15 protein-coding genes are annotated in these 23,239 nt (G+C 46.5%); 1 reads left to right on the top strand and 14 read right to left on the bottom strand.

Going from position 1 to position 23,239, the window contains the following annotated elements:
• Positions 1–22: 22 nt before the first annotated feature.
• The 13 genes from murQ to HMPREF9447_RS09735 all read right to left on the bottom strand — a co-directional run bounded on the left by murQ (position 23) and on the right by HMPREF9447_RS09735 (position 20,196).
• Complete coding sequence (gene murQ / locus HMPREF9447_RS09795) at positions 23–838, bottom strand: N-acetylmuramic acid 6-phosphate etherase (RefSeq protein ID WP_009129560.1); 816 nt, start codon at positions 836–838, stop codon at positions 23–25.
• A 23-nt stretch (positions 839–861) separates the two neighbouring features.
• A complete protein-coding gene (locus HMPREF9447_RS09790) occupies positions 862–1,713 on the bottom strand; it encodes a hypothetical protein (protein ID WP_009129559.1) in 852 nt (283 codons plus the stop codon).
• Between the two features lie 49 nt (positions 1,714–1,762).
• Positions 1,763–2,950, bottom strand: a complete 1,188-nt coding sequence (locus HMPREF9447_RS09785; protein WP_009129558.1) for an acyltransferase family protein — start codon at positions 2,948–2,950, stop codon at positions 1,763–1,765.
• A gap of 63 nt (positions 2,951–3,013) precedes the next feature.
• The gene (locus HMPREF9447_RS09780) at positions 3,014–5,989 is read right to left on the bottom strand and encodes an FAD-binding and (Fe-S)-binding domain-containing protein (RefSeq protein ID WP_009129557.1); all 2,976 of its coding nucleotides are present in this window, start codon (positions 5,987–5,989) and stop codon (positions 3,014–3,016) included.
• Between the two features lie 169 nt (positions 5,990–6,158).
• On the bottom strand, positions 6,159–7,391 hold the full coding sequence (locus HMPREF9447_RS09775) for an exo-beta-N-acetylmuramidase NamZ family protein (protein WP_009129556.1): 1,233 nt from the start codon (positions 7,389–7,391) through the stop codon (positions 6,159–6,161).
• 55 nt (positions 7,392–7,446) lie between these two features.
• The gene (locus HMPREF9447_RS09770) at positions 7,447–8,769 is read right to left on the bottom strand and encodes an MFS transporter (protein WP_009129555.1); all 1,323 of its coding nucleotides are present in this window, start codon (positions 8,767–8,769) and stop codon (positions 7,447–7,449) included.
• A gap of 27 nt (positions 8,770–8,796) precedes the next feature.
• Positions 8,797–10,122 (bottom strand): SpoIID/LytB domain-containing protein, encoded by a 1,326-nt coding sequence (locus tag HMPREF9447_RS09765; RefSeq protein WP_009129554.1) that lies wholly within the window; start codon positions 10,120–10,122, stop codon positions 8,797–8,799.
• A 6-nt stretch (positions 10,123–10,128) separates the two neighbouring features.
• Complete coding sequence (locus tag HMPREF9447_RS09760) at positions 10,129–11,061, bottom strand: DUF4922 domain-containing protein (protein ID WP_009129553.1); 933 nt, start codon at positions 11,059–11,061, stop codon at positions 10,129–10,131.
• Between the two features lie 2 nt (positions 11,062–11,063).
• On the bottom strand, positions 11,064–12,527 hold the full coding sequence (locus tag HMPREF9447_RS09755; RefSeq protein WP_009129552.1) for a glycosyltransferase family 2 protein: 1,464 nt from the start codon (positions 12,525–12,527) through the stop codon (positions 11,064–11,066).
• 19 nt (positions 12,528–12,546) lie between these two features.
• A complete protein-coding gene (locus HMPREF9447_RS09750) occupies positions 12,547–14,406 on the bottom strand; it encodes an outer membrane protein assembly factor BamB family protein (RefSeq protein ID WP_009129551.1) in 1,860 nt (619 codons plus the stop codon).
• 23 nt (positions 14,407–14,429) lie between these two features.
• Positions 14,430–17,513 carry a golvesin C-terminal-like domain-containing protein gene (locus tag HMPREF9447_RS09745; RefSeq protein WP_009129550.1) on the bottom strand — a complete coding sequence of 1,028 codons (3,084 nt, stop codon included), beginning with the start codon at positions 17,511–17,513 and terminating at the stop codon, positions 14,430–14,432.
• 24 nt (positions 17,514–17,537) lie between these two features.
• Entirely contained in the window at positions 17,538–18,983 is a 1,446-nt protein-coding gene (locus tag HMPREF9447_RS09740; RefSeq protein WP_009129549.1) for a sodium:solute symporter, read from the bottom strand.
• A gap of 43 nt (positions 18,984–19,026) precedes the next feature.
• Positions 19,027–20,196: an exo-beta-N-acetylmuramidase NamZ family protein gene (locus tag HMPREF9447_RS09735; RefSeq protein WP_044137969.1), complete on the bottom strand. Its 1,170-nt coding sequence runs from the start codon at positions 20,194–20,196 to the stop codon at positions 19,027–19,029.
• A gap of 179 nt (positions 20,197–20,375) precedes the next feature.
• On the opposite strand from HMPREF9447_RS09735, the gene HMPREF9447_RS09730 reads away from it, so the two are divergent.
• Positions 20,376–21,482: a family 10 glycosylhydrolase gene (locus HMPREF9447_RS09730; protein WP_009129547.1), complete on the top strand. Its 1,107-nt coding sequence runs from the start codon at positions 20,376–20,378 to the stop codon at positions 21,480–21,482.
• On the opposite strand, the gene HMPREF9447_RS09725 is transcribed toward HMPREF9447_RS09730, so the two are convergent.
• Positions 21,460–23,217, bottom strand: a complete 1,758-nt coding sequence (locus HMPREF9447_RS09725; protein WP_009129546.1) for a hypothetical protein — start codon at positions 23,215–23,217, stop codon at positions 21,460–21,462. The genes HMPREF9447_RS09730 and HMPREF9447_RS09725 overlap by 23 nt on opposite strands.
• Positions 23,218–23,239: the final 22 nt, after the last annotated feature.

The raw sequence follows: 23,239 nt of genomic DNA, 5'->3' as shown, positions 1-23,239 counted from the left end.
TGTATTAAGAGATAAATGATGTTTATTTCCCTCTGTAAGCATCCACTGCTTTTTTCACCGAACCGTGCATCAGCAGCAGTGCTTTCGCCTTGCCATAATCCAGACCGAGCTCTTCTACAATCATACGTGTGCCACGGTCCACCAACTTCTGGTTGCTCAACTGCATATTTACCATCTTGTTACCTTTCACGCGGCCTAATTGTATCATGACAGAAGTGGTAATCATGTTCAGTATCATCTTCTGTCCTGTGCCTGATTTCATGCGTGAGCTTCCTGTCACATATTCCGGACCGACCACCATCTCGATAGGAACATCCGCCTCGGCCGCCATCGGTGAGTCGGGGTTACTGGTGATGCATCCTGTGAGGATGCCATGCTCACGAGCTTTCTGCATGGCGCCGATAACGTAAGGAGTGGTGCCGGAAGCTGCAATGCCGATAACGGTGTCTTTGTCGGTGATGTTGCGCTCGATGAGTTCCTCCCAGCCACGGCGGGTATCATCTTCTGCATTCTCCACTGGGTTGCGTAAGGCAGTGTCACCACCTGCTATCAGACCGATGACAAGTGTCGGAGGCATGCCGAACGTGGGCGGTATCTCCGATGCATCTAATACTCCCAGACGTCCGCTGGTGCCGGCGCCCATATAGAAAATGCGTCCGCCCTGTTTCATGCGAGGAACAATTAGGTTGACCAGTTTCTCAATTTGTGGAATGGCTTTCTGAACGGCCAATGCCACTTTCTGGTCTTCTGTGTTGATGTCTTCCAATATTTCGCGGACAGACTTCTTCTCTAAGTCGTTGTAGAGCGAAGGTTGCTCTGATATCTTTATGAATGCCATGATGATGATTTAAATATTAATTTTTAATTGTCAATAGTGCTGTGATACTTAATCAGGCCTTCCATCGGACTTTTGAGGATGGTGCCTAGTTGAATGCCCATTTCTTGTGCTGCCTCGGCAAGCACTTCTTTGTAATGGAATGCTACGGAACCGATGAAGTGTACTTTGCTATGTTCGTAGTCGTACTGCATTACATTTCTTTTCAGAAAAGCCTTGAAACTGTTCAGTACAAGCGTGCGCACACAAGGTTCGTCCAGATTCTGTGCAAGGAAGGGTGACAGGCTTGCCAGAAAACGGTTGGGGAACGGTTTGCGGTATACACGGTCGATGATGTCCCCCGGTTCCAGATTGAATTGCTTGAGGAACTTCTCTTTTAGTCCCGGAGTCATCTGATTCTTTAGAATATCGCCTACCAACAATTTACCTAAGCAGGCGCCACTACCTTCGTCACCAAGGATAAAACCTAGGGGAGAAACGTTGGCTCCTATGTGTTTTCCGTCATAATAACACGAGTTGGAACCTGTACCCATGATGCAGGCGATGCCCGGCTCATGTCCGCAGAGTCCGCGGGCGGCGGCAAGCATGTCTGTATTTACTTCTACTTCGTCGCCCGAGACCTGGAGATGTCGGGTGATGGCGCGGTGCACCATTGCAATTTTGTCGGGGAAGCCACAACCTGCGCCATAAAAGTACACAGCGTCGAAGGCATTGGTTGTTAACTGGGGCAGCAGCGCTGTCGCTATTTCGTTACTGATTTCCTCTTCCGACTGAAAGAAAGGGTTGGTACCTTTCGTAAAAGCCTGTTGGATGAGTTTACCATTCTCTACAACACACCAATCGGTTTTTGTAGAGCCACTGTCTGCTATTAATATCATATCGTTCAATTTTAATTGTTTACTATGTTGGTAACTCCGCTACTCCTTCTTATATCTTGATGTATATTTTCCGCTTATACAGTTGATAGCCGATGCACCAGTTGATGGCTACGAAGAGCAGTGCGTAAGCCAGTGAGCCACCGGTTTCACCGAATACGGGCATAAGGATAATCTTATATAAGAATCCGTGTATGCTGATGCTGGCTTCGCCCCAAGGGAACCTGATACTACCGAACAGGATACCAAGCACTCCACCCAGAACATACATGAATAGCGGGTTGATGCCGAAAGCTTCGAAGAAGGTGCTCCACTTCTTATATCCTTTCACGTCGATGATCCAGATGAGTAATGCAAGGAAGCTGGAGGCCAGTCCGCAAGTGGTGAGGACGAAAGTGGGAGACCAGATTTTCTTGTTGATGGGGCAGCCGTAACTCAGCAGGAAGCCTGCAAAGGTAAGGATGGTGCCTATCAGGAATAACTTGATGAGATGCGAATTGAGCAACTCCTCACGGCTTTGAGCTTTGTTGCCGTCCAGCATCATCCGACCTACGCAGAAGCCCAGCAAAACATGGGCAATGGAGGGGATGGTGCTTAAAAGTCCTTCGGGGTCGATACCGTTATCCTTATACATGTGAGCGGGGGTAAGGATGGCACGGTCCACTATGGAAAGTACGTTGGTTTCGTTATAGGCAAAGCCGTTGCCGCATATCAAAAGGATAAAGTAACCTATCAGTAAGGTGGCAATGAGGTAGGGGATATGTCGGTGTTTCATGGTCAGGGCAATGATGGCAGTGGCGCCGTAGCAAAGAGCGAGGCGTTGCATGACACCCAGGATGCGGATGCGGTCGAATGTCCACACAGATTCCCAGAGTTGGGCGCCGAAGCCGATACCTTCACTGGGGTTTGTCCAGTAGTAACAGAACTTGGAGAACCAGCCGATGGCAAGGCCGATGAGGAAGATAATAATAGTACGTTTCAGTATCTTCATGGCAGCGGCGTGGCTGAACTCGAAGTTATACTTCTTCAGGGAGATATAGGTGGAGATACCCATAATGAACATGAAGAAGGGGAAGACGAGGTCGGTTGGGGTGAGGCCGTTCCATTCAGCATGGCGCAGAGGGGCATATATATGTCCCCAAGTGCCGGGGTTGTTTACCATTATCATGCCCGCAATGGTGACACCGCGAAGGATGTCGAGGGCAAGAATGCGTTTGTTGGTTTTCATTTGACTGCTCATGATAATAAGTGTGTTAAGTTATTAGTTATAAGTTATCAGTTATTAGTTATCAATTAATGAGGGTTATTCTTTGTTTTCCGCTTTCTCCGTGCATTGGTCTACAAGGTAAGCGATGGAGACGTAAGGAATGCCGGAATTGGTTGTTAGTCCTATTTCGCAGGTACGACTGTTGGAGTAACCGATGGCCACACCGGAGGCTTCTATCTGCGGACGGAGCTTGCGCAGAGCATACGAGTTCAGTTCGGGATAGGTGAAGCCACGGTCACCGGCAAAGCCACAGCAGCCCACTTCTTCGGGGATGATGACATGCGTGGAGCAAAGCTTGGCCAGGGAGATGATGGTGGCTGCCAGTCCCATCTTGCGCATAGAACAGGTGATGTGCAGGGCTACAGGACGGTCGGTCTGGGTAAAGACCAGACGGTCTCGCAGGAAAGTGTAGATGAACTCGGCGGGTTCGTAGAGTTTCATCTTTTTGATGGTTTCGCGCATGCGGTGCAGGCAGGGACTTTGGTCGCAAAGTACGGGATATTTGCCTTGCTCGCTGGCTTCCCAAAGGGAGGCTTCGAGTTCGGCGGCTTTGCGGTCGGCAATGTCGAGCATGCCTTTGCTTTCCCAGATGGTGCCGCAACAGAGCTTGTCCATATCTTTGGGGAAGATGACTTCGTAACCGCCTTTCCGGAGGAGGGAAATCATTTTGTTGACCAGAGGCTGTACCACGGGAGAGCGTTTCGGGAGACCCATGGTTTGGTTGATACAACTGGGGAAGTAGACTACTTTGTTGAATGAGGAATTAGGAGTGAAGAATGAAGAATTACCTTGTGGCACAACAGTGTAGCCTAATTCTTCATTCCCTATTCTATAGGATTTTGGCATAGCAGGCGTCCACAAAGGTATTCCTAACAGGTTATGCATGCCTTTCGTGATGCTGCTCATGGCTTTTGTTCCTAATACGGAATGCCCGAAATTGGCTAATGACAGCACAGGGCGCAACGTACTCTTTACACCTGCAAAATGATTGGCAACGAAATCACCTGCCTTATATCCGAGGCTGCCTTTCGGCAACAATTCTTGGCGGATGATATGAGTCAGGTCGCCCGTATTAATATTCATCGGACAGGACATGGAGCAGAGGCCATCACCGGCACAGGTTTGATTGCCCGGATAGCGATATTGCTTTTCGAGTAATACTAGACGTTCCTGATTTTCTCCGCTTTGTTTCAGACGTGATATTTCCCGTTGCAACACAATACGCTGACGGGAAGAGAGGGTGAATCCGCAAGATAAACAATTTACTTCGCAGAAACCGCATTCGATACATTTATTCACTTTCTCAGCCGGACTGGCTTCATCAACAGGAATAAGAGGCAGTGGTTTAAAATTTTTTATATGACATTGCGGGTCATCATTGAAGATAACACCCGGGTTGAGCAGACATTTCGGGTCGAACAACTGCTTCACGGTCTTCATGGCTTCGAAGGCTGCTTCCCCCCATTCATATTTTACAAAGGGGGCCATATTACGCCCTGTTCCATGTTCGGCTTTCAGTGAACCGTCGTATTTATCGACTACCAGTGATTTTACGTCATTCATCAATTCTTCATACCTCTTCACTTCGGCATCGGTGCTGAAGGACTGGTTGAGGATGAAATGATAGTTTCCTTCCAGGGCATGGCCGTAGATACAGGCGTCATCATAGCCGTGGCGGGCGATGAGTTGCTGCAAGTCGGCGGTAGCTTCGGGCAGGTCTTCGATGTGGAAGGCTACATCTTCAATGAGACAGGTAGTTCCCGGTTGGCGTGTGCCACCTACGGAGGGGAATATGCCCGAGCGGATGGCCCAGTACTTGGAGTATTCTTCCGGCCGGTCAGTGAAGTGCACGGGGATGTAGGTGCTGAAAGCTTCCAGACATGCTTCGATGGCTGATATGTTTTGTTCTAGTTCCTCACGGGTGCGGGCTTTTGTCTCGGTCAGCACGGCGGTGAGGCCGGAAGCGTCGGAGACTTCCTGTTTATATTTCAGGTAGACGGGGTCATCTACGGAAGAAAGGCTTTTGTAGTCCAGCAGTTCCGCACCTTTTACAATGAATGAAGAATCAGGCTGTGCTGTTCCGTCACAAGGTAATCCTTCATTTTTCATTTTTAATTCTTCATTAGAATGAAGTTTTTTCATCGCTACCACAGCTCGGCAGGCGTCCTTTATACTCTTGAAGTAGAGCATTGCACTTGCCTTGTAAGGATAGTCGTACTCTGTACGCATGGTGATTTGAGAGAGGAATGCAAGCGTACCTTCCGAGCCTACCATCAGATGGGCGATTATATCGAACGGGTCGTCGAAGCGGATGAACGGTAACAAGTTCAGTCCGGTGACGTTCTTGATGGAATATTTATAACGGATGCGTGCCGAGAGTTCTTCGTTGGCGCGTATCTCATCACGCAGTTCGCAAATGCGGTTGAGGAAATCGGTATGTGTGGCTTCAAAGGAGGCGCGGGAGATGTCATCCCCTGTGTCCAGCACTGTGCCGTCAGCCAGTACGATGCGGGCGGAGAGCAGCACTTTGTCACTGTTGGCATGTGTGCCGCAATTCATGCCCGAGGCGTTGTTCATGACGATGCCGCCCACCATGGCCGATTTTACCGAGGCAGGGTCCGGAGCAAACTTACGCCCGTAGGGTGCAAGGATTTCATTGACCCGCTGACCGATGATGCCCGGTTGCAGCGTTATCTGCTCGTGGTCGGGAGAGATGCTGTACTTCTCCCAGTTTTTTCCGGCTACTATTAAGATAGAGTCACTAATGGCTTGACCGGACAAACTGGTTCCTGCAGCACGAAACGTCACAGGTAGCCCATAGCGGTTTGCCAATCTCAACAGGTCGGAGATTTCTCCTTCGCTGCTGGAACGAATCACGATTTGAGGAATGAGACGGTAGAAACCCGCATCCGTTCCCCATGCCAACCGGCGCAGTTCGTCGGTATATATCCTTTCTTGCGGGATGACCTGAGAGGCATCGTGCAGAAAGGCCATGTAGTTGCTCTTTGCCATATTGTATATTAATTTAACTTTACTCTATCCCCCGCCAGAATATACTGTGGAAGGGGATGAAATGAGTATACGACTGAACCCCATTAAGTATACGACTGAACCCTATTGAGTATACGACTGAATAGGGCTCAATCCTATCCTTTTTCGGGACTACTTCTTTCTTGTCCTGTTATTTGTATAAGTAGTATTGCTTCGACAGCTTGCGGAAGTCTTCTGCATCCTTATACCAATAATCGCGTACATCTTCCCAACGGTTGCGCTGTGAGAACCTCTTGCGTATCTCCTCCGAACCACTCACCATGTCGAACATCCGGAAACGTCCCTTGTCGGCATGGTCAAATACGGCGCGGTCGGGGTAGAGTGCCGCCACTTCCTGCATCACCAGGAACTGGATGTCGCTCAACGGTGCTTTCTGCACATCCATGATATGCACCTGTACGCCTTGCAACAACTCTCCTTTTCCTACGGAGTAGAAGGGCTTCAGGTACATCGGCCTGAATACAACACCCGGCACGTTCAATGCGTTCAGGTTCCGGGCCAGCTTTTCAGCTTCCACCCATTGGACGGCGAACATCTGGAACGGTATGGTATAACCTACGCCGATGGACATGTATCCCAACTCACCCAAAATACCACTTACGGGATAGAATATCGCCGAGTGCGGATGCGGGATGTGCGGGGAAGAGGGTACCCATTGCAGGCCTGTCTGCACATAGTCCATCTTGCGTTTCCAACCTTTCATTTTTACGACGTGCAGGTTGCATTGTGCCGCCATCATTCTCTCTCCGTTCAGCATCAAAGCCAGCTCGCCGCAAGTGAGCCCGTAAAGGTACGGAATTTTAAACTGGCTGACAAAGGAAATGCAATTGTCTTCTACAAGATTGCCTTCTATCTTCAATCCGCCCACCGGGTTGGGACGGTCCAAAACGATGAATTCTTTACCATTTTCGGCAGCAGCTTCCATAGCCAGCCCCATCGTACTGATATAGGTGAATGAGCGACAACCGATATCCTGAATATCATATACCAATACGTCAATGTCTTTCAGCATTTCCGGCGTGGCTTTACGGGTTTTGCCGTAAAGGGAATATACAGGGAGTCCGGTACTGGCATCCTTGATGTCCGTCACGTGGTCTCCTGCATGTACGTCGCCGCGCACGCCATGTTCCGGTCCGTAGAGGGCTACCAGGTTCACATTGGGAGCCTCGTGCAGGATGTCGATGGTCGATTTCATTTGGTTATCCACTCCCGTAGGGTTGGTGATCAGACCTACGCGTTTGCCTTCCAGACACTTGAAGTTTTGCTCTTTCAGTACTTCAATGCCGGTCTTTATCTTAATCTTTTGCGCCTTCATTGCACCACAGAGAACGCAGAGGACACAGAGGAGAATATACTTTTTCATGATTTATGATTTATAATTTATGATTTCTTGCTTATCACTTATCACTTAACGCTTATCACTTCTTCCCGTATTCCGGGTCAATCTTCCTGTCAGCAAACACTGTGACTACAATGGTGGCGGCACAGCAGACGATTACTATCCAGAAGAAGTTGATGTAGCCGACCGCTTCCTGAAGGTAACCTGCAAACATGCCCGGAATCATCATACTCAAGGCCATGAAAGCGGTGCAGATGGCATAGTGCGACGTCTTGAACTCACCTTCGGAGAAGTACATCATGTAAAGCATATAGGCTGTGAAGCCGAATCCATAGCCGAACTGCTCGATGGCGATGGCTGTGGAGATGGCAAACAGGTTGTCGGGTTGGCCGATGGCCAGATAGACGAATGTCAGGCAAGGCAACGTCATGCACGCTGCCATCCACCAGATGGATTTTTTCAGTCCGATGCGCGATGCAAACAATCCGCCCAGAATGCCGCCTACGGTAAGGAATATCACTCCGATAGTGCCGTATACAATACCTACTTCTGCCGTGGAAAGTTCCAGCCCTCCCGCTTCTTTGGAGGCCACAAGGAAAGGCATGCACATTTTGATAAGGAATGCTTCGGGCAGGCGATAGAGCAGCATGAAGGCGATGGCCAGCCATACTCCGGGTTTAGTGAAGTAGGTGGCAAATGTGCGTCCGAATTCTTTGAATATGGCTTTTGCACTGGCTGTGCCCGGTGTCAGGACAGACTTGTCGGCAGCAGGTTTGGGTATTGCAAAGAGGTGATAGAAAGTCACCAGACTGAAGATGACAGCTGTAACCAACATCGTGATGGTCCACGACAGTGGAATGTTTTTGTACTTCAACTCGATGGCACCGGCAATGGCTACGAGCACCCCTTGCCCGAAGATGGATGCAAGGCGGTAGAAAGTGCTTCGGATGCCGACGAATGCCGCCTGATCGCTTTGCTTTAGTGCCAACATATAGAAGCCGTCAGCGGCAATGTCGTGTGTGGCCGAAGCAAATGCCGTAATGATGAAAAGAAACAATGTGATGGTGAACATGCTGATGGGAGTTGTCCCGGCTGCTATCATTGCTTCATCCGGTTTTGGAATGGACAGTGTCAACAGAATGAATGCTATCGACATTAGGATTTGCATGGAAACAATCCACCATCGTTTTGTCTTGATGATGTCGATGAACGGACTCCAGAAGGGCTTGATAGTCCAGGGTAGGTACAACAAGCTCGTAAACAAGGCCATCTCTCCATTGGGAACACCCATCTTGGCAAACATCAGCACGGAGATGTTGTTTACAATGAAGTATGGAATGCCTTGTGCAAAGTATAGGGTAGGTACCCATGCCCATGGTGATATTCGTTTTGTACTGTTCATGATATTATTGGTTATTATTTTGTTAGATTACTCATATAGTTTGTCAATACTTGCACCTATGTAGTAGTGCAGCAGTATCGCATCATATTTATAGCCTTGTTCACCCATAACGGCTGCTCCTATCTGACATAAGCCCACGCCATGTCCCCAGCCGGCTCCGGTGAGAATGAAGCGTTCCGGGATGCCTTCGGGAGAAATGCCTTCCTTGTCTACTACAAAAGCGGAACTGTACAGATGGGAAGTGGATAGTGTGCGACGTATTTCCAACTCTTTGCCAATAATGAGCGTCTTCTTGGTTCCTACGATTTTTAGTTTCCAGAGGCGTCCTGAGGTGCCGCGGGCTACGGGGATGAGATCGATGATTTGCCCATAGTCCACACCGGAACGTTTCAGTATCAAGGCTGATAGTTCATCTTGGCTGTATTCTACTTTCCAACGGTAGAAGTCGGTAGTCTCCTGGTCGTAGTTATTCAGTACCTGGGAGAGAACTTTCTTGTCTGTTGTGTTACAGAATGCTTCGGGGGAGGTACGTATCCAGCGTACAGCTTCGGGTTCCTGGGTCAGATCAGCTACGGGTGATGAGCTGCTAGCTACCCAGTCGCGCTGTTTGGTGAGATAAGGGTATTTCACATCTTCCCAGCAATACTGAAATTCCTCGAATGCACCGCCGCAGCATTTGGAAAAGCGGGCATCGCATATCTTGCCGTCGGACATCAGAAGCTGTCCGCGGGTGGCGGCAATGGCTTGCTTTACGATTTCGGTAGAAGCGCGGGTTATGCCTTGGTAACGTTGGCAATGATCGTCGGCACAGACATCGAAACGTGTGTGGGCATCGCGTTCATACCACTTGATAAATTCCGCTGTGTTCGCGGGAGAATGATTATTCGCCCCTACAGTGCTATGGGGGCATTGATTGGTTTGCATATTTGCCAGCAACCAACTGCGCGAAATAACCGCATGTGCTTTTAGTAATTCCAATGAAGCCGTCGCACTCATTTCACTGGAGATTACGCTTGTCAGGTAGTCTTCTACATGGATGACGTTGATACCTGTCAGTTTATTATCTTCTACGATAATCTTTAGGGCACCTAGGAAACGTTGGTCTTCCTTGCGTTCCCAGTGGAAATTGATGCCGATGGTGACATCCAACAATTCAAAGGCGTCGGTAACTTCGTTCATTGGTTCGAACAGAAGTTCGTCATAAAGGCGTCCGTTCCACAGTATCTTGCCTTCGTTGTAGGTCACAACTTGTTTACCACTGATTTCCATACCGTTGATGCGGTAAGGGGTCAACAGTATAAATTCTATTTGCGGCTCGAACAATATACCTACGTGTACTTTGGGCTCTTTCATAATCGTTTATATTTGTTCTTTAATTCGTTGCCGTACCCGGTGAAAGCTTTCGTCAGAAAGACATACTTCACTCAGAATCTGTGCGATATCTCCGGCTGTAATCTTCAGAAAATCCTTCTCTACCGGAGTGATGAATACTCCGCCAAGGTCAACGGAAGCGGGACTACTCAATAAATTAGCTTCTCCCTCAGCCGTATAACAAGCCGGACGGTGCTTTTCACGCGGGAATATACATGCTATCCATTTCCCGTCTTCATACCATGCCAGCACATTCATCATCGGTTCATCATCTCCCGGTTTGATGTCCAGTGAATGATAAATAATATCGAACAGCGCAGCAGTATGTTTTTTATTGGCAGACTCGATGACAAGCGTAGCCCGTGGTGTGTCGTTTAGATACCAAAGGGTAGCTTCGCCGTAATCCACTATTTTACCCGCCACTTGTCCGCGCCAGCCCTTTTCAATGGGCATAAACCCTTTGTTGCCGGCCTGGAAGTGTGCATGGTCGGGGGCGGATGCACCGCACTTAGGACCGTTATAGAATATCGTGTAATCCGTCAGCACCTGCGCCAGTGCCAGCATATCATTGAAACGGACGGCTATGCGCTGGTCCACGTGTGCCACTTCTGGTATCGTTAGATGGCGGGGGAAGATGGGAAACGGATTCACCAAAATGCTGTAATGACCTTCGAACGGGATGCCCTTCTGTACCGGCGGCAAATTGGCGGGACAGAGGAAGCACTTGCGTTCCTTAATGGACTTGGTATCTACTTTAGCTCCCGAAGAAACGATACGTGCAGGATTGAACTGTACCTTGTAGGGAATACCGTTTACCTCCAGCTCCTTCACTTGCACACCGGAAAGGGCTGCGTAATTGTTACGTGCCATTTCCCAGGTGCCAAGTTGACTGGTCAGGAGGTTGTTTATCGTTTGGTTCATAGTTATTTCTTCTTATTCATTGCTACACGTGCCTGGAGTTCCCATGTACGGATGCGGTCTTTGTACAGATTATGACCGTTCATCTTCACTATATCCAGTGAAGCATCCGAGTTGTCGTCCCAGCGACGGCACAGATAAACTACGTCGTACACACGACCAATCTGGTATTGACGGGAGAAGTTTAATCCCAGTGCATAGTCTTCACCATAGCTGGTATTCGGAACTTTCACTTCGCGCAGTACCGGGGTGTAGAAAGCACGCGGAGCACCCAGACCGTTGATGCGAAGCGCATTGTTGCGTCCGTTCTCCGGTGTCCATTCTTTATGATCGATGATGCCCGGGGCAATCATATTCATATTGAAGTCTGTCATCATATACGTACCCACTACCATGGCGCAATTCTGTTCATAGAAAGCGCGAACTATGGTTGTCAGTGTATTTTCATCCTTATATACATCGTCACTATCCAGTTGCACGGCAAACTTACCACACTTCGGATGATGCACACCCATGTTCCAGCAACCACCGATACCCAAATCATTGCGTTCAGGGATGATGTGGATGAGGCGTTCGTCGCTCTTGTACTCATCAATAGCTTCCGAGGTTCCGTCCGTTGAGTGGTTATCAATGATAATCAGGTTGAACTTGAAGTCTGTCTTTTGTTTCAAGACTGAATTGATGGCATCGCGGATGGTACGGATACGGTTACGCACGGGGATAATAACTGACGCTTCATATTCAAAGTTTCCGGTAGAGAACTCTATTTGTTTGAATTCGGGAGCCAGATAACCACCGATTTCTTTCAGATGTTCCGTACAAGCCTGTTCCATCTCAATCTGGCGGTCACGATTTCTCGGGTCTACATAGTCGAAAATCTTTTCACCACTCTTGCGGGTATCGTCTTCGATTTCACTGTACAGGTATTCGTTGATGTGTATCAAACTTTCTTTCTGACTCAATTTCAGACGCAAATCATAGAGTCCGGCAAATTTATATTGTCCTTTCTTTATGCGTGCAGCCGCTTCTTTGAAGGCATCCGTACGGAACAGAAGCACAGACCCGAAGTCGAAATCATCACGCAGTGAACCGAACTGGTAATCGATGACCGGTGCATTGGTTTGCTTACCTTCCTTCACTTGGTAACGGTCGGCATAAACCATACCTGCACCACTGTCTTCAGCAATGTGTATCATGCGCTCCAGAGCAAACAACCCCAGTTCAAGTGTCGTATATTTGGTATAAATCAGGGTATATTCTGCATCGGTATGTCCGGCAATCTCCCATATGGCATCACTGGACTGTATTGACTGCGTGTGCAACGTACTGCATCCGGGCAGATTCTCCGTAACGTCCGGCATAGCAAGCAAATAGATATTATTAACTAAACCGGTTTCTTGCAACCCTTTTACTGTCTTTTCTGCCTGAGCAGCTCCCGCAAAGGGAACAAAGCAATTAATCTTATTCATATTCTATCAGTATTATTTTTTAATTTTTAATTTTAATAAGTCCCACTTCCCCACTGGTGGCAGTGAACAATACCTGCCGGGCATTCAGTGGCACCACAGTACTGATAAGCGAGTTGCCTATCTTATGTTTCCACAATACTTTACCAGTCTTGGGTTCTAGAGCGAATATTAGTCCCTCTTTAGTACTGCCAAACATTACACCGTCTTTTTCCACTTGCATGGACGGAGCATGTTCGTAACCGAAACCAACATTGCTTGCCCACAATTCGCGGGGTTGATTGCCTTGCGTTGCGTAACAGACAATGCTGTCGTTCATTGTTTTGCTGTATACTTGTTCACCATCTTCCGATAAACCGATAGTTTCGCGTACTATAGACTGGAATGTGCGCCATACTGTTTCTCCGTTTTCTATGTTGATAGCTGTCATTGCACGCTGCGGGTCGGTGATGAATACTTTGCCGTTTGCGGCTACGGGCCATACGGCAGCAGGAGAGAAGTGCATGCGAGTTAATCCGCCTGTCCATTTCCATAATTCCTTGCCGTCTGCCTTGTTCAGTGCATAGAGAGTATTGTCCCATGCTCCGAAGATGACCTTATCCGCCGTTATCAACGGTTTTGTTTCAATGTATCCTTTCACACCGGTGTATGCCCATATCACTTTACCTGTGTGTATGTCAATAGCACGGAAAGTATGGTCGCTGGCGCCGATATAAGCTATACTGTTCTCAATGGCCACTGCACCTAATACAGGCTCTTCGGCTCTTACGGTCCATAGCAGGCTGCCGTCTTTACTGTTCAAACCGTAAATATTACGGTCGGCAGAACCGAATACAACTATGCCGTCTGCCACTGCCGGGGTGCCTACAATGCGTTTGCCGGATTGGAAGTTCCACAGTTTCTTTCCATTCTTCAAAGCGTAGCAAGTTAGATAGCCCATATCGTCTCCTACAAATACCTTATCTTTCTCTACCGCAGGCGAGCAATAAATACCTGCACCGGTTTGTACTATCCACTGTTCTTTTGCATTAGCGTATTCTTTGTTTACTGAGAAGTCAGGGTACTTCTCTGCTTTTCCATTGCGGTCGTAGTATTGCTTGGTCAGGGAGAAAGAAGCCCATTGTTGTTTGGGTTCGCCGATGCGTTGTGTGTAAACGAGGATAGAGTCTTGGGTGATGTCGTAGATGCCATATCCCGGCTTCCCGTCTTTATCACGCAGGTTGCTGCGCATCAAGATACCCGGAATGCCATCGTAACGTAAATCGCGATTACGGTGATAGTGTCCGCCGATAAACAAACGAATGTTGTAGGGGCGCACTGCGTCAGTCACTTCGTACCAGTTGTCCACATCCCCGTCTATCAACGGATAGTGAGTGACCAGTATTACAGGTTTGTCTTTCCCGAACTTTTCCATCTCTTCCGTCATCCAGCGGATATCCTGCGGAACTACATGTCCGTTAGCCATGCGCATCAGCGGGCCGGAGTTGAAACCGAGGAACAGGATACCTTTGTACTCAAATTCGAAACGTTCGCCACCAAAAATTTCTTCGAAAGCAGTGCAACCGGAATCGCTCCATTTCGTTTCGTGATTGCCGAGGATGATGTAATATCTGGTTTTCAGTAAATCCAGTGTTTCTTTTACTCTCAACATGGTGGCTCGGTCACCTTCTTCGGCGATGTCGCCTGTTACCAGAACGAAGTCTATACTATCTGTTGCATTAATCTGCGCTACGGAGCGCAGTAAGTCTTCTGTCGGATTAGAGTTGTTGGGGCTGAAATGGATGTCTGTTATTTGTGCAAAACGGAATGTACCGTGTTGTGCCTGTACCATAAACGGTAGCAAGCACAACGACAGGAACATTATTAAAAGTCTTCGCTTCATAGATGATGATTGATTTTAGTGTATTATTGGTTTGCTAAGTTCGTTTCATCATTGAAGAATGTCAGGATGGCATTCATCAATGCTTCTCTTTCAGAAGCTGTGCGCAGAGCTTCGAATGGGAAACCCAGTACACAGGTCTTATAGCTACCTTCGTAGGCTACTCCGGCACTTAGGTTATTCTCAGAATAACGCATTACGGTGTACGCATCTTTGGTGGCTGGCTCGATAGCATCTGGCGACTCTACCACGTAACTTTTGGCATTTAGTTCGTTGTGGTATGTATAGTTGCCTGAAAGGGCGGGGAACGGAGAAGCTACACATTTCACCTTACCCTCTGTAGCTGCCTGTCCCACGCGCCATTTATATTTCAGGACTTCGGTTGTAAATTTTTTGTCGGCCTCTTGGACCGGAGCGAGGCGGTTATCCCAAAGATCGGTACCGACATAAGCTCCCGAAACGAAGATATTTCCGCCTTGTTCGCAATAAGCAGCGATGGCTTCCTGCATTGGTTGACTGAATGTCTTGAACTCCAAAGGTTTCACTCCACCACGTCCCATCTTGGTCTGGCATTCTTTACCGAGTATCAGGTCTATGTATTTGTAGTCGTTCAGATTCATCGTTTTGTTCTCCACGCTTTCATCGCTGCAAGATATGAAAGAATATCCGGCTTTCAAAATGGCGGCTCCATGAACAGCAGGATAATCGAATGTATTTCCTGCGATTACTTTGTCTTCATAATTACCGTAGCTGTCGCCGAAACCGGAAGCGTCATCATCCATCCAAGGAATGGAGCGGCGGTATTCTTTCATCTTACCGATGTAGCTGATATCTTTGAGATAAGGCACTCCGTGATCTAAGTCGTCCAGAAAACCTGCAAGCAAAGTATCAGCCGGTGCGGCGGCAGTGAAGTCAGCCGGAGCGCTGATACGGTCGAAGCCATTCACTACCAATACAGTGCCTTTCTCGTTGAATGCACGTCCGGCTGAAAGGATTTCCGATGGGAAGCTTTCGCCACCTTTATTGACGGCAGTCACTTTATAGCTACATACCATTCCGGCAGGGAGAGCAGTGCGGTAAGTGTTCTTATCCACCAGTATGCCATTATCAAAATCACTGTCTCCGATGCGGGTGTAGACGATATATTTCTCAGCATTTGCAGTTGACTCTAACGGATCGGCAACAGGTTGCCAAGTCAGTTCTATTTCATTTTTACCTACCATGCGTAGTGCCATGTTATCTACGGGCAGGGGTTGAACGATATAGTCCATATGGTATTGTGAGCAGATGAATTGTAGCATACCTTTATAGATGGCGCGACTCACCGTGAAGCGGAAGCGGGGATCCAGCCCGTAACGCATGTCTGCGAAGTTTTGATGAGAAAGCAATTCGAGCAACATGGTTGGTACGCGGGGAACACGTGCCTCGTAGTATGATTGGTTCCACATACCACGGCGCGTCCAGTTCGGTTCATATAGAGTGCGGATATCGCGCACGATGTTTGACTGAATCAAATCTGTCATATCGTGGCCAAGGTAGCGGGATGCTCCGTTGGCATATTCTTCATTGTAGGCGTTGGTATAGTAGATACCTAACGTTCCAATGATGGAGTCATTCAGTGTAGTTCCTGCATCGGAGTGGAAAGCGAAAGCCATATCTACCGGGATGTTCAGTCCTTGTTCCGTAGGATTGGCGGAAGAACCTCCAGCCAGGTAATTCACCCAGATACCGCGGCTTTTGTAATCATCGGTATAGTCATTCTTGCCGTGACTGTCAGAATAAATGCTGTCGGGAATTCCTGCCCATTGTAACCAGTAGCGCGCTGCCTCGCAGAAGCGGGGATAACCGCTTACCTCATATGGATAATCCACTTTTGGCATTTCTTTATGTACTATGGCTGTATTGGCATCCGAACTCTTTATATTTTCTGTAGCACCCTCGTCAGATATGCGGCGGGCAATGTTTCCCATACCACCACCAACTTTTACAGCATCAGCAGTAACAATGCGGTCGGCCTTATTGGAACGGTTGCTTAAAACAACTTTGCAAGCATCATTCTTTCCGGCATCGAAACCGAATGTTCCCAGATAAATCCAGGTACCGCCACCCATTTGCTGGTTAACCTTGAATTGGGATACACCGCCTTTATGATAGACGGTGTAAAGTGCATCGTCTGTACTGTTGGGTAATGACTTATAAGAAACGTATACAGCATACTGTCCGATTGCCGGAAATTCTGGTATCCATTCTGCAGTACTTTCCTTTTCTTTTTTTCCTTTGATTGTTTCAATAGCACGGAAAGTTCCTTCACGGAATGGGTTCTCGAAATCAATATATTGATTACGCAAGTGTGCGAAACCTTCACCCGCACCTTGTATCCAGTTCTTATCACCTATCTTTTCCGTATACACGGAACGGCTGTTGAGGCAACCGTCGTTATCCACAATTATTTCAATCGTCTGGCTATCCCGTTCGCGGGGCATCAACACATTGGCACCAGCATTTTCCAGCATAGGAACCAGGAAAGGAAGCACATAGCTTTGTGTATACAAGTCCTCTACTGTTTGGAAGATGCGGGCACGTTGCCATTCCCAGCGTGTTAGTTTCGGTTCATAATAGAAGCCGTGGCTCTGCCACAAAGCGATGTGACGGTTCCTTAGTCCATTAGTGGGGGCATAAGGTGCAGAAAGAACCGTCACTAAAGGCTTTGTTCCGGCAGGATTGAATGTTTTGGCTTTTTTGTCCTTTTTACTGCGTAGCGCCTGGGGAATTAACTCTTCAATGCTACGTTTGTTCGTACAGATTTGCAGGTTGTACTTGGAATATTCTGCTGGAAGCAGTGCTTTCACACCCTGATAAATCTCTGTCACGTTATCTTCCCGAAAAGGAATATAAGCGCAGTTCATGTTAGCAAATAGTTGAAGGGTATTCCCCTCAACAGCAACAGAGTCGATCCGGATGCGCCCTACGGAAACTTCTTTCCGTGCGGCGGCATCCAGAAATCTACCAATTTCCTGGCGGACATCCGTCGGAAGCCCTTGCGCGCCTCCCATCAGGGGGATGAGGGAGGCGGTGAGCAAAGTGAACAAAAAATGAAGTCTTACATTCATGATGATGTATTAAGTTAATTATTACTACTTATCTTTTTTAATCAACAAGCAGAGTCCGATGAATGTGAACAGGGCGTTGAATATCAACAGCTCGTAACTGAACTGATAGCCATTGAACCAGGTTTCCGAATTCTTTTGCAGAATGAAGCAAAAAACAGGAGAGAGGATTGCCACCAGTGGAATATATTTGTCGCGAACTTGCTGTTTCATGAAGATACCGAATGCAAACAAACCGAGTATAGGACCGTAGGTGTAGCTCGCAAGGATATATACGGCATCGATTACGCTTGTGTTATTCAATAGATTGAACACAAATATTGTGATACCCATAATTACTGCCATACCAACGTGCACGCGTTTACGCACTTTTACGATTTCCTCTTCCGTTTTACCCTTTGTACCGAGAATATCCACGGTGAATGAGGTTGTCAAGGCTGTCAATGCTGATCCGGCTGCGGAATAAGCGGAAGATATCAATCCGACGATGAACAGGATACCTACGATAGCCGGAAAATAATCACCGGTAGCTATAAGTGGGAAGAGTTCATCGCTCTTTTCTACCTGAATGCCCTGATTGCTTGCGAAGATGTAAAGTAATACACCCAGCATTAGGAACAACAGGATTACGAAGAATTGGGAGATAACACTCGTAATCATATTTTTCTGTGAGTCCTTGAAGTTCTTACAGCTGAGGTTACGTTGCATCATGTCCTGGTCGAGTCCCGTCATAGCAATCATGGTGAATGCTCCGGCAAAGAATTGTTTGAAAAAATACTGTTTGCTGTTTACATCATCAAAGAAGAAGATGCGCGACATATCACTGTCTGCGATAGTGCTGATCATGTTGCTGAATGATAGGTTCAGATCGGAAGCGATATAGCAGATACAAAGTACTACTGATACCACCAAGCAGAATGTTTTCAAAGAATCTGTCCAAATCAGGGATTTTACTCCACCCCGGAAAGTATAGAGCCATACTAATGCTACTGTAATCGCTACATTCAATATGAAAGGCAATCCGAATGGCTCGAATACCAACAGTTGTAGTGTCAAACACACAAGGAACAGGCGTACTGCGGCACCCAGCATCTTAGAGATGAAGAAGAACCATGCTCCTGTACGGTAAGAAGATATGCCGAAACGGTCTTCCAGATATTCGTAGATGGACACTAGATTCATCCGGTAAAATAGCGGTGTCAGTACGAAAGCAATAATTAATTGTCCAGCAACGAATCCTAACACCATTTGCAGATAACCGAAATTACTGGCAGCTACCATACCCGGTACGGATACATATGTCACTCCGGAGATACTGGAACCAATCATGGCAAATGCTACAACATACCAGGCTGATTTACGGTTGCCGACAAAGAAACCAGCATTGTCGGCTTTCCTGCCGGCGATGTAAGATATGGTGAACAGTATCACGAAGTAAGCAGCAATGGTGATAATTACGGATATCGGGCTCATGTTTATAAATAGATTAATTATTAATGGTGATTTTTTTCAATATTTAATTCTCATCGTAAAGTAGATATGGTTTACGCTGTTCCTTGAATTTTTCTACATCGTCCTTCCACATTGCTTTGATTTCATCGGCACTTTTTCCCTCCTTAATCATTTTCCGTACATAATCTCTTCCTACCAATAACTCAAAAAATGAACGGAAAAAGTGATCGTCCAGATTCAGATTGCGGTATGCGTCGATAACATAGCTCAAATCTACTCCCCGTTTCCAGATTTCTTCATCACTCATGTTGCTCAGGTTTACTCCATGACATAGCTTGTTCAGTTGAGGTGGATTCTTTGCTCCGGGAATACTCCTTGGAGTGAAACTATAACTATATCCGGTCATGTTGGGATGTCCATACACTTGGAACGGGAGTGAAGTACCTCTACCTAGGCTGACGGGAGTTGCTTCGAAAAAACAAGTGGACGGATACAAATATATCGACTTCATGTCTGGTAAGTTGGGAGACGGGGGAATCGGTAGCCGGTACTTGGTTTGGTGGGTATAATTCTTACATTTGATAACAGCCAGATCACACTTGCGTGCACCTGGTAGCCAACCTTCTCCATTCACCATCAATGCGAGCTCTCCTAAAGTCATGCCATGTACAATAGGAATCGGCAGCCAACCTACCCCTGACTTATGTTTCATGTCCAGGATCGGACCGTCTACGTAATGTCCGTTAGGGTTGGGGCGGTCTAATATCAAAACCTTCTTGTTATATTCTGCGCAAGCATCCATCAGCCTGCACATAGATGCATAATAGGTATAGAATCTTAAGCCTACGTCTTGAATATCTACTATAAGAATATCAAACTTTCGCATGGAGGCGGCACTGGGCTTACCCAACTTTCCGTCGTATAGGGAGAGAATAGGTACTCCGGTTTTAGGGTCAACTGAGCTGGACACATGCTCGCCTGCATCTGCATTTCCGCGAAAACCATGCTCCGGCGAGAAAATAGCAACCGCATTGAGTTTATTTTCCAAAAGGATATCTAATAAATGTTTATCTCCTATCATTCCTGTATGATTAGAAAATATCGCAATTCGTTTATCCTTCAGGAGAGGAAAGTACTCGGAGGTTTGTTCGTCACCTAAAATGACACGGTCTTTTTGCGCTTGACACAATAGGGCACTGCATAGTAAAAGAATAAATAGCGGAAGTTTCTTCATAATAGTACTATTGTTAAGGAGGACATTCGTTGCAACAAAGATAGATTTTATTTTAATATCAAAAACACTTATTTTATTATTTTTAGCATTATATTTAATAATTTGCAAATAATAGGTTATTCACCTTATTTATATAGAAGAAATACTATCTTTGTTGAGAACCTAAAAAAATCATCATCATGAAATTTACTTATTTATTTGTAGCACTTGCGTGCTTTTTCAGTTTGGCTGTTCAGCCGTTATCAGCCGGTAAAAAGAAGAAAGTTCAAAACTTGGAACAAAAGATCGCTTTGGGAGTCTGGGACGATGTGGACAAGAATGCTTCGGTCGAATCTCTGATTCTCTGGATGAAACCTTTCGATGAGGCCGGTATCAAAAATTACTATATGTGCGGCTCTCCGGAGGAGGTGTCGCATTATATTGAGGCAGCCAAATCCTATAAGGGAGCGAGGGTGCATGCTTGGATGTTTACGGTGAATGCTCCGGGAGATTCTGTGGCATTAGCACATCCCGAATGGTTTGATGTAAACCGGATAGGCTATAACAGTCATGAATATGACCCTTACGTGAAGCATTATAAATGGCTGAGTCCTTCCGTGCCGGAAGCCCGGCAGTTCATGAAAAATAAGGCGGCTTCTTATGCAACTTTAGACGGACTGGCCTCTGTACATTTGGATTTTATCCGTTATAATGATGCTGTGCTGGGGCGACGTTTGCAACAGCATAAATTCAAGATTCAACAAGATACTTATCGGGCTGAGTATGATTTTGGTTATCATCCGGTGGCAATAGAGAAATTCAAAAAGCTATTTGGTTATTCTCCATTGGATTTGCAGGCACCGTGGATGAGTCCGGAATGGCTACAGTTCCGTTTGAATGAAGTAACTTCTTTGGTAAATGAAATAGTAGAAGCTACCCATGCCAAAGGAAAACTGGTTTCAGCGGCTGTATTCCCTTATCCTACTCGTGCCCGTATGACGGTTTATCAGGACTGGCCTACCTGGAAGATAGATATTGTCTGCCCGATGAATTATCAATCGTTCTATTCAGAAAATCTGGAATGGATACCGTTCAGTATTGAAAACGGTTTGCGCGAAACTTACCACAAAAATAAATATGTATCCGGCTTATTTGTTCCCGATATTACTGCCGAAGAGTTATATAAGGCTGCGAAGCTGTCTATTGAGGCTGGTGCAGATGGGGTGAACTTCTTCAATGCACGCTCCTTGTTGAAAGACGATAAGCTGGAAGTGGTAAGTAAAATTAATCAGGAATATAACTTGTAATTGTCATTGGAGTGGCTTCGTCACTAAACATCCTGTAGAATACGGGGTCCTGTAGTAAGGCTTTCAATGAATATAGTTGGCCGTCTACCAGGACCTCGTTACGAATCAGCCTGACTCCGTGACTGTAATCTACATAACCAATGCCATGCGCTGCGCTCAATGGCTGAATCGGTTGCCCGTTAGGATAATGCCAACCGTAGATGAATAGTCTACCCGGTTCTCCGGCCATCTGGTTGGTGATGACGATATCTTTTTTATGTCCGGCAATAAGTAACCCCGGAGTCTCACCAGCTATTTGACGAGCTGATTCAATAATAGAATCATGGCGGGCAAATATAGGGATAGTCGTCATTGTAGAATCCGGAGTCATAGGATGAGGCTCCAATTTCAACAAGCTATGGTGATGAATTAAATCTGATAATTTCCGTGTAGGCAATGTTGCTTCATATAAGTTTGCCAATTTCTGGGCTGTAAGCGGCAGCATAGGAATACGAAGAAAATCCGTATCTGTACCTATCGCCAGAAAATCCGGTAATATGCAAAGTGTAACTTCGTGCCAGATTCCTTTAGAATCCTGTAAACTATCTGTCAGATATGTGGGTTGTCGGAATAAAGTCGGAATATTTCCTGCTGCAATCTCTTTATAGGCTACTGAATCACGCTCTTCTGCTGTCATGCCTATGACTTGGCGGACAAATTCGTTTCCTGTAACGGCTTCTTTTCTCCTGGGAGGAAACTTAAAAATATGAGGCTTCACTATTGAGTCCTGACGATAGAAGTCGTAGGTCTTTTTCCCCATAAACTGATATCCTATACCTTCATACTTTGTACCGGAAAATATAGATTGGATATAACCGTTGCGCTCCACCAGTATTGTATGGTAGATTTTACGCTCCGGATTCTTTCTGGAATAGAATTGAATTCTCCGGTCGTTTGCAGTAAAATAAATAATGCTATCATTCTCCGTCTTATTCCATACCAGCCGTTTCATGTTCTTTTTCAGGTATCGTTGCATCAGATATGTTCTGTGCCAGGTTCCGCCTTTTCTCGAAACGAATGGTTTTCCATCCAGCAAGGCGTTGGCGTCGTCGTAGCAAGCTACAAATAAACTGTTGTCTGGAGAAGTTTCCAACCACTTTTTTAGTTTGTGTCCATATCGCTCGTTATCCCAATTATAATTACTGTCGATGAATGATATTTTCTTTACATAGCTGGGGATTTCCGAATTAGCATCCATAAAACCGAAGATAAAATTACCTCCTCCACTATGGCTGTTTAGCTCTATATGTGGGTGATATTCGGAGAAAAGAGAAAGGAGGTATTCTACTGTTTCCTTGATTTTCTCGTCTCGCATCGGTTCTGCTTTTCTCCAACTTCCCCAGCTTTTAGTATTGGCTTCCAGGTAAACGGTCACGAAGTTGTATTCTTGGTTTATGGCTCTTATAAACCGTGTTTGTGCTCCTATGTGTTGTATGTGATAATGCCAATCATCACCTTTTGCCGGCATTTTTCCTATGGTCCAGTCCGTACTGTTGCCATTTGGTAAGGCATATAGCACAAGTTTTGTTGGTTTGTTCTTGTCAAATTTTGCTTCTGAAGGGGCATTGATATGAATTTTGATTCCCGGAGTATATACAAAAGACATTTCCTGCTCCTGAAAGTAAGGACTCGTCACGAATCCCAGGTCAGAAAGTGAGGAACACCATACAAAGATTGCGAGAAGAATGTTTTCCATGTTGTTTCAGAATAAGAAATTA

The sequence above is a fragment of the Bacteroides oleiciplenus YIT 12058 genome (assembly GCF_000315485.1).
Lineage (GTDB): Bacteria > Bacteroidota > Bacteroidia > Bacteroidales > Bacteroidaceae > Bacteroides > Bacteroides oleiciplenus.
This window is presented reverse-complemented; position numbering and strand designations above follow the sequence as displayed.

Excerpts from the sequence above, each read along its gene's own strand:
- HMPREF9447_RS09785 (WP_009129558.1), bottom strand. The coding sequence starts at position 2,950 with ATGAGCAGTCAAATGAAAACCAACAAACGCATTCTTGCCCTCGACATC.
- HMPREF9447_RS09730 (WP_009129547.1), top strand. The coding sequence starts at position 20,376 with ATGAAATTTACTTATTTATTTGTAGCACTTGCGTGCTTTTTCAGTTTG.
- murQ (WP_009129560.1), bottom strand. The coding sequence starts at position 838 with ATGGCATTCATAAAGATATCAGAGCAACCTTCGCTCTACAACGACTTA.
- HMPREF9447_RS09740 (WP_009129549.1), bottom strand. The coding sequence starts at position 18,983 with ATGAGCCCGATATCCGTAATTATCACCATTGCTGCTTACTTCGTGATA.
- HMPREF9447_RS09765 (WP_009129554.1), bottom strand. The coding sequence starts at position 10,122 with ATGAAAGAGCCCAAAGTACACGTAGGTATATTGTTCGAGCCGCAAATA.
- HMPREF9447_RS09745 (WP_009129550.1), bottom strand. The coding sequence starts at position 17,513 with ATGAATGTAAGACTTCATTTTTTGTTCACTTTGCTCACCGCCTCCCTC.
- HMPREF9447_RS09790 (WP_009129559.1), bottom strand. The coding sequence starts at position 1,713 with ATGATATTAATAGCAGACAGTGGCTCTACAAAAACCGATTGGTGTGTT.
- HMPREF9447_RS09755 (WP_009129552.1), bottom strand. The coding sequence starts at position 12,527 with ATGAATAAGATTAATTGCTTTGTTCCCTTTGCGGGAGCTGCTCAGGCA.
- HMPREF9447_RS09725 (WP_009129546.1), bottom strand. The coding sequence starts at position 23,217 with ATGGAAAACATTCTTCTCGCAATCTTTGTATGGTGTTCCTCACTTTCT.
- HMPREF9447_RS09760 (WP_009129553.1), bottom strand. The coding sequence starts at position 11,061 with ATGAACCAAACGATAAACAACCTCCTGACCAGTCAACTTGGCACCTGG.
- HMPREF9447_RS09750 (WP_009129551.1), bottom strand. The coding sequence starts at position 14,406 with ATGAAGCGAAGACTTTTAATAATGTTCCTGTCGTTGTGCTTGCTACCG.
- HMPREF9447_RS09735 (WP_044137969.1), bottom strand. The coding sequence starts at position 20,196 with ATGAAGAAACTTCCGCTATTTATTCTTTTACTATGCAGTGCCCTATTG.
- HMPREF9447_RS09780 (WP_009129557.1), bottom strand. The coding sequence starts at position 5,989 with ATGGCAAAGAGCAACTACATGGCCTTTCTGCACGATGCCTCTCAGGTC.
- HMPREF9447_RS09775 (WP_009129556.1), bottom strand. The coding sequence starts at position 7,391 with ATGAAAAAGTATATTCTCCTCTGTGTCCTCTGCGTTCTCTGTGGTGCA.
- HMPREF9447_RS09770 (WP_009129555.1), bottom strand. The coding sequence starts at position 8,769 with ATGAACAGTACAAAACGAATATCACCATGGGCATGGGTACCTACCCTA.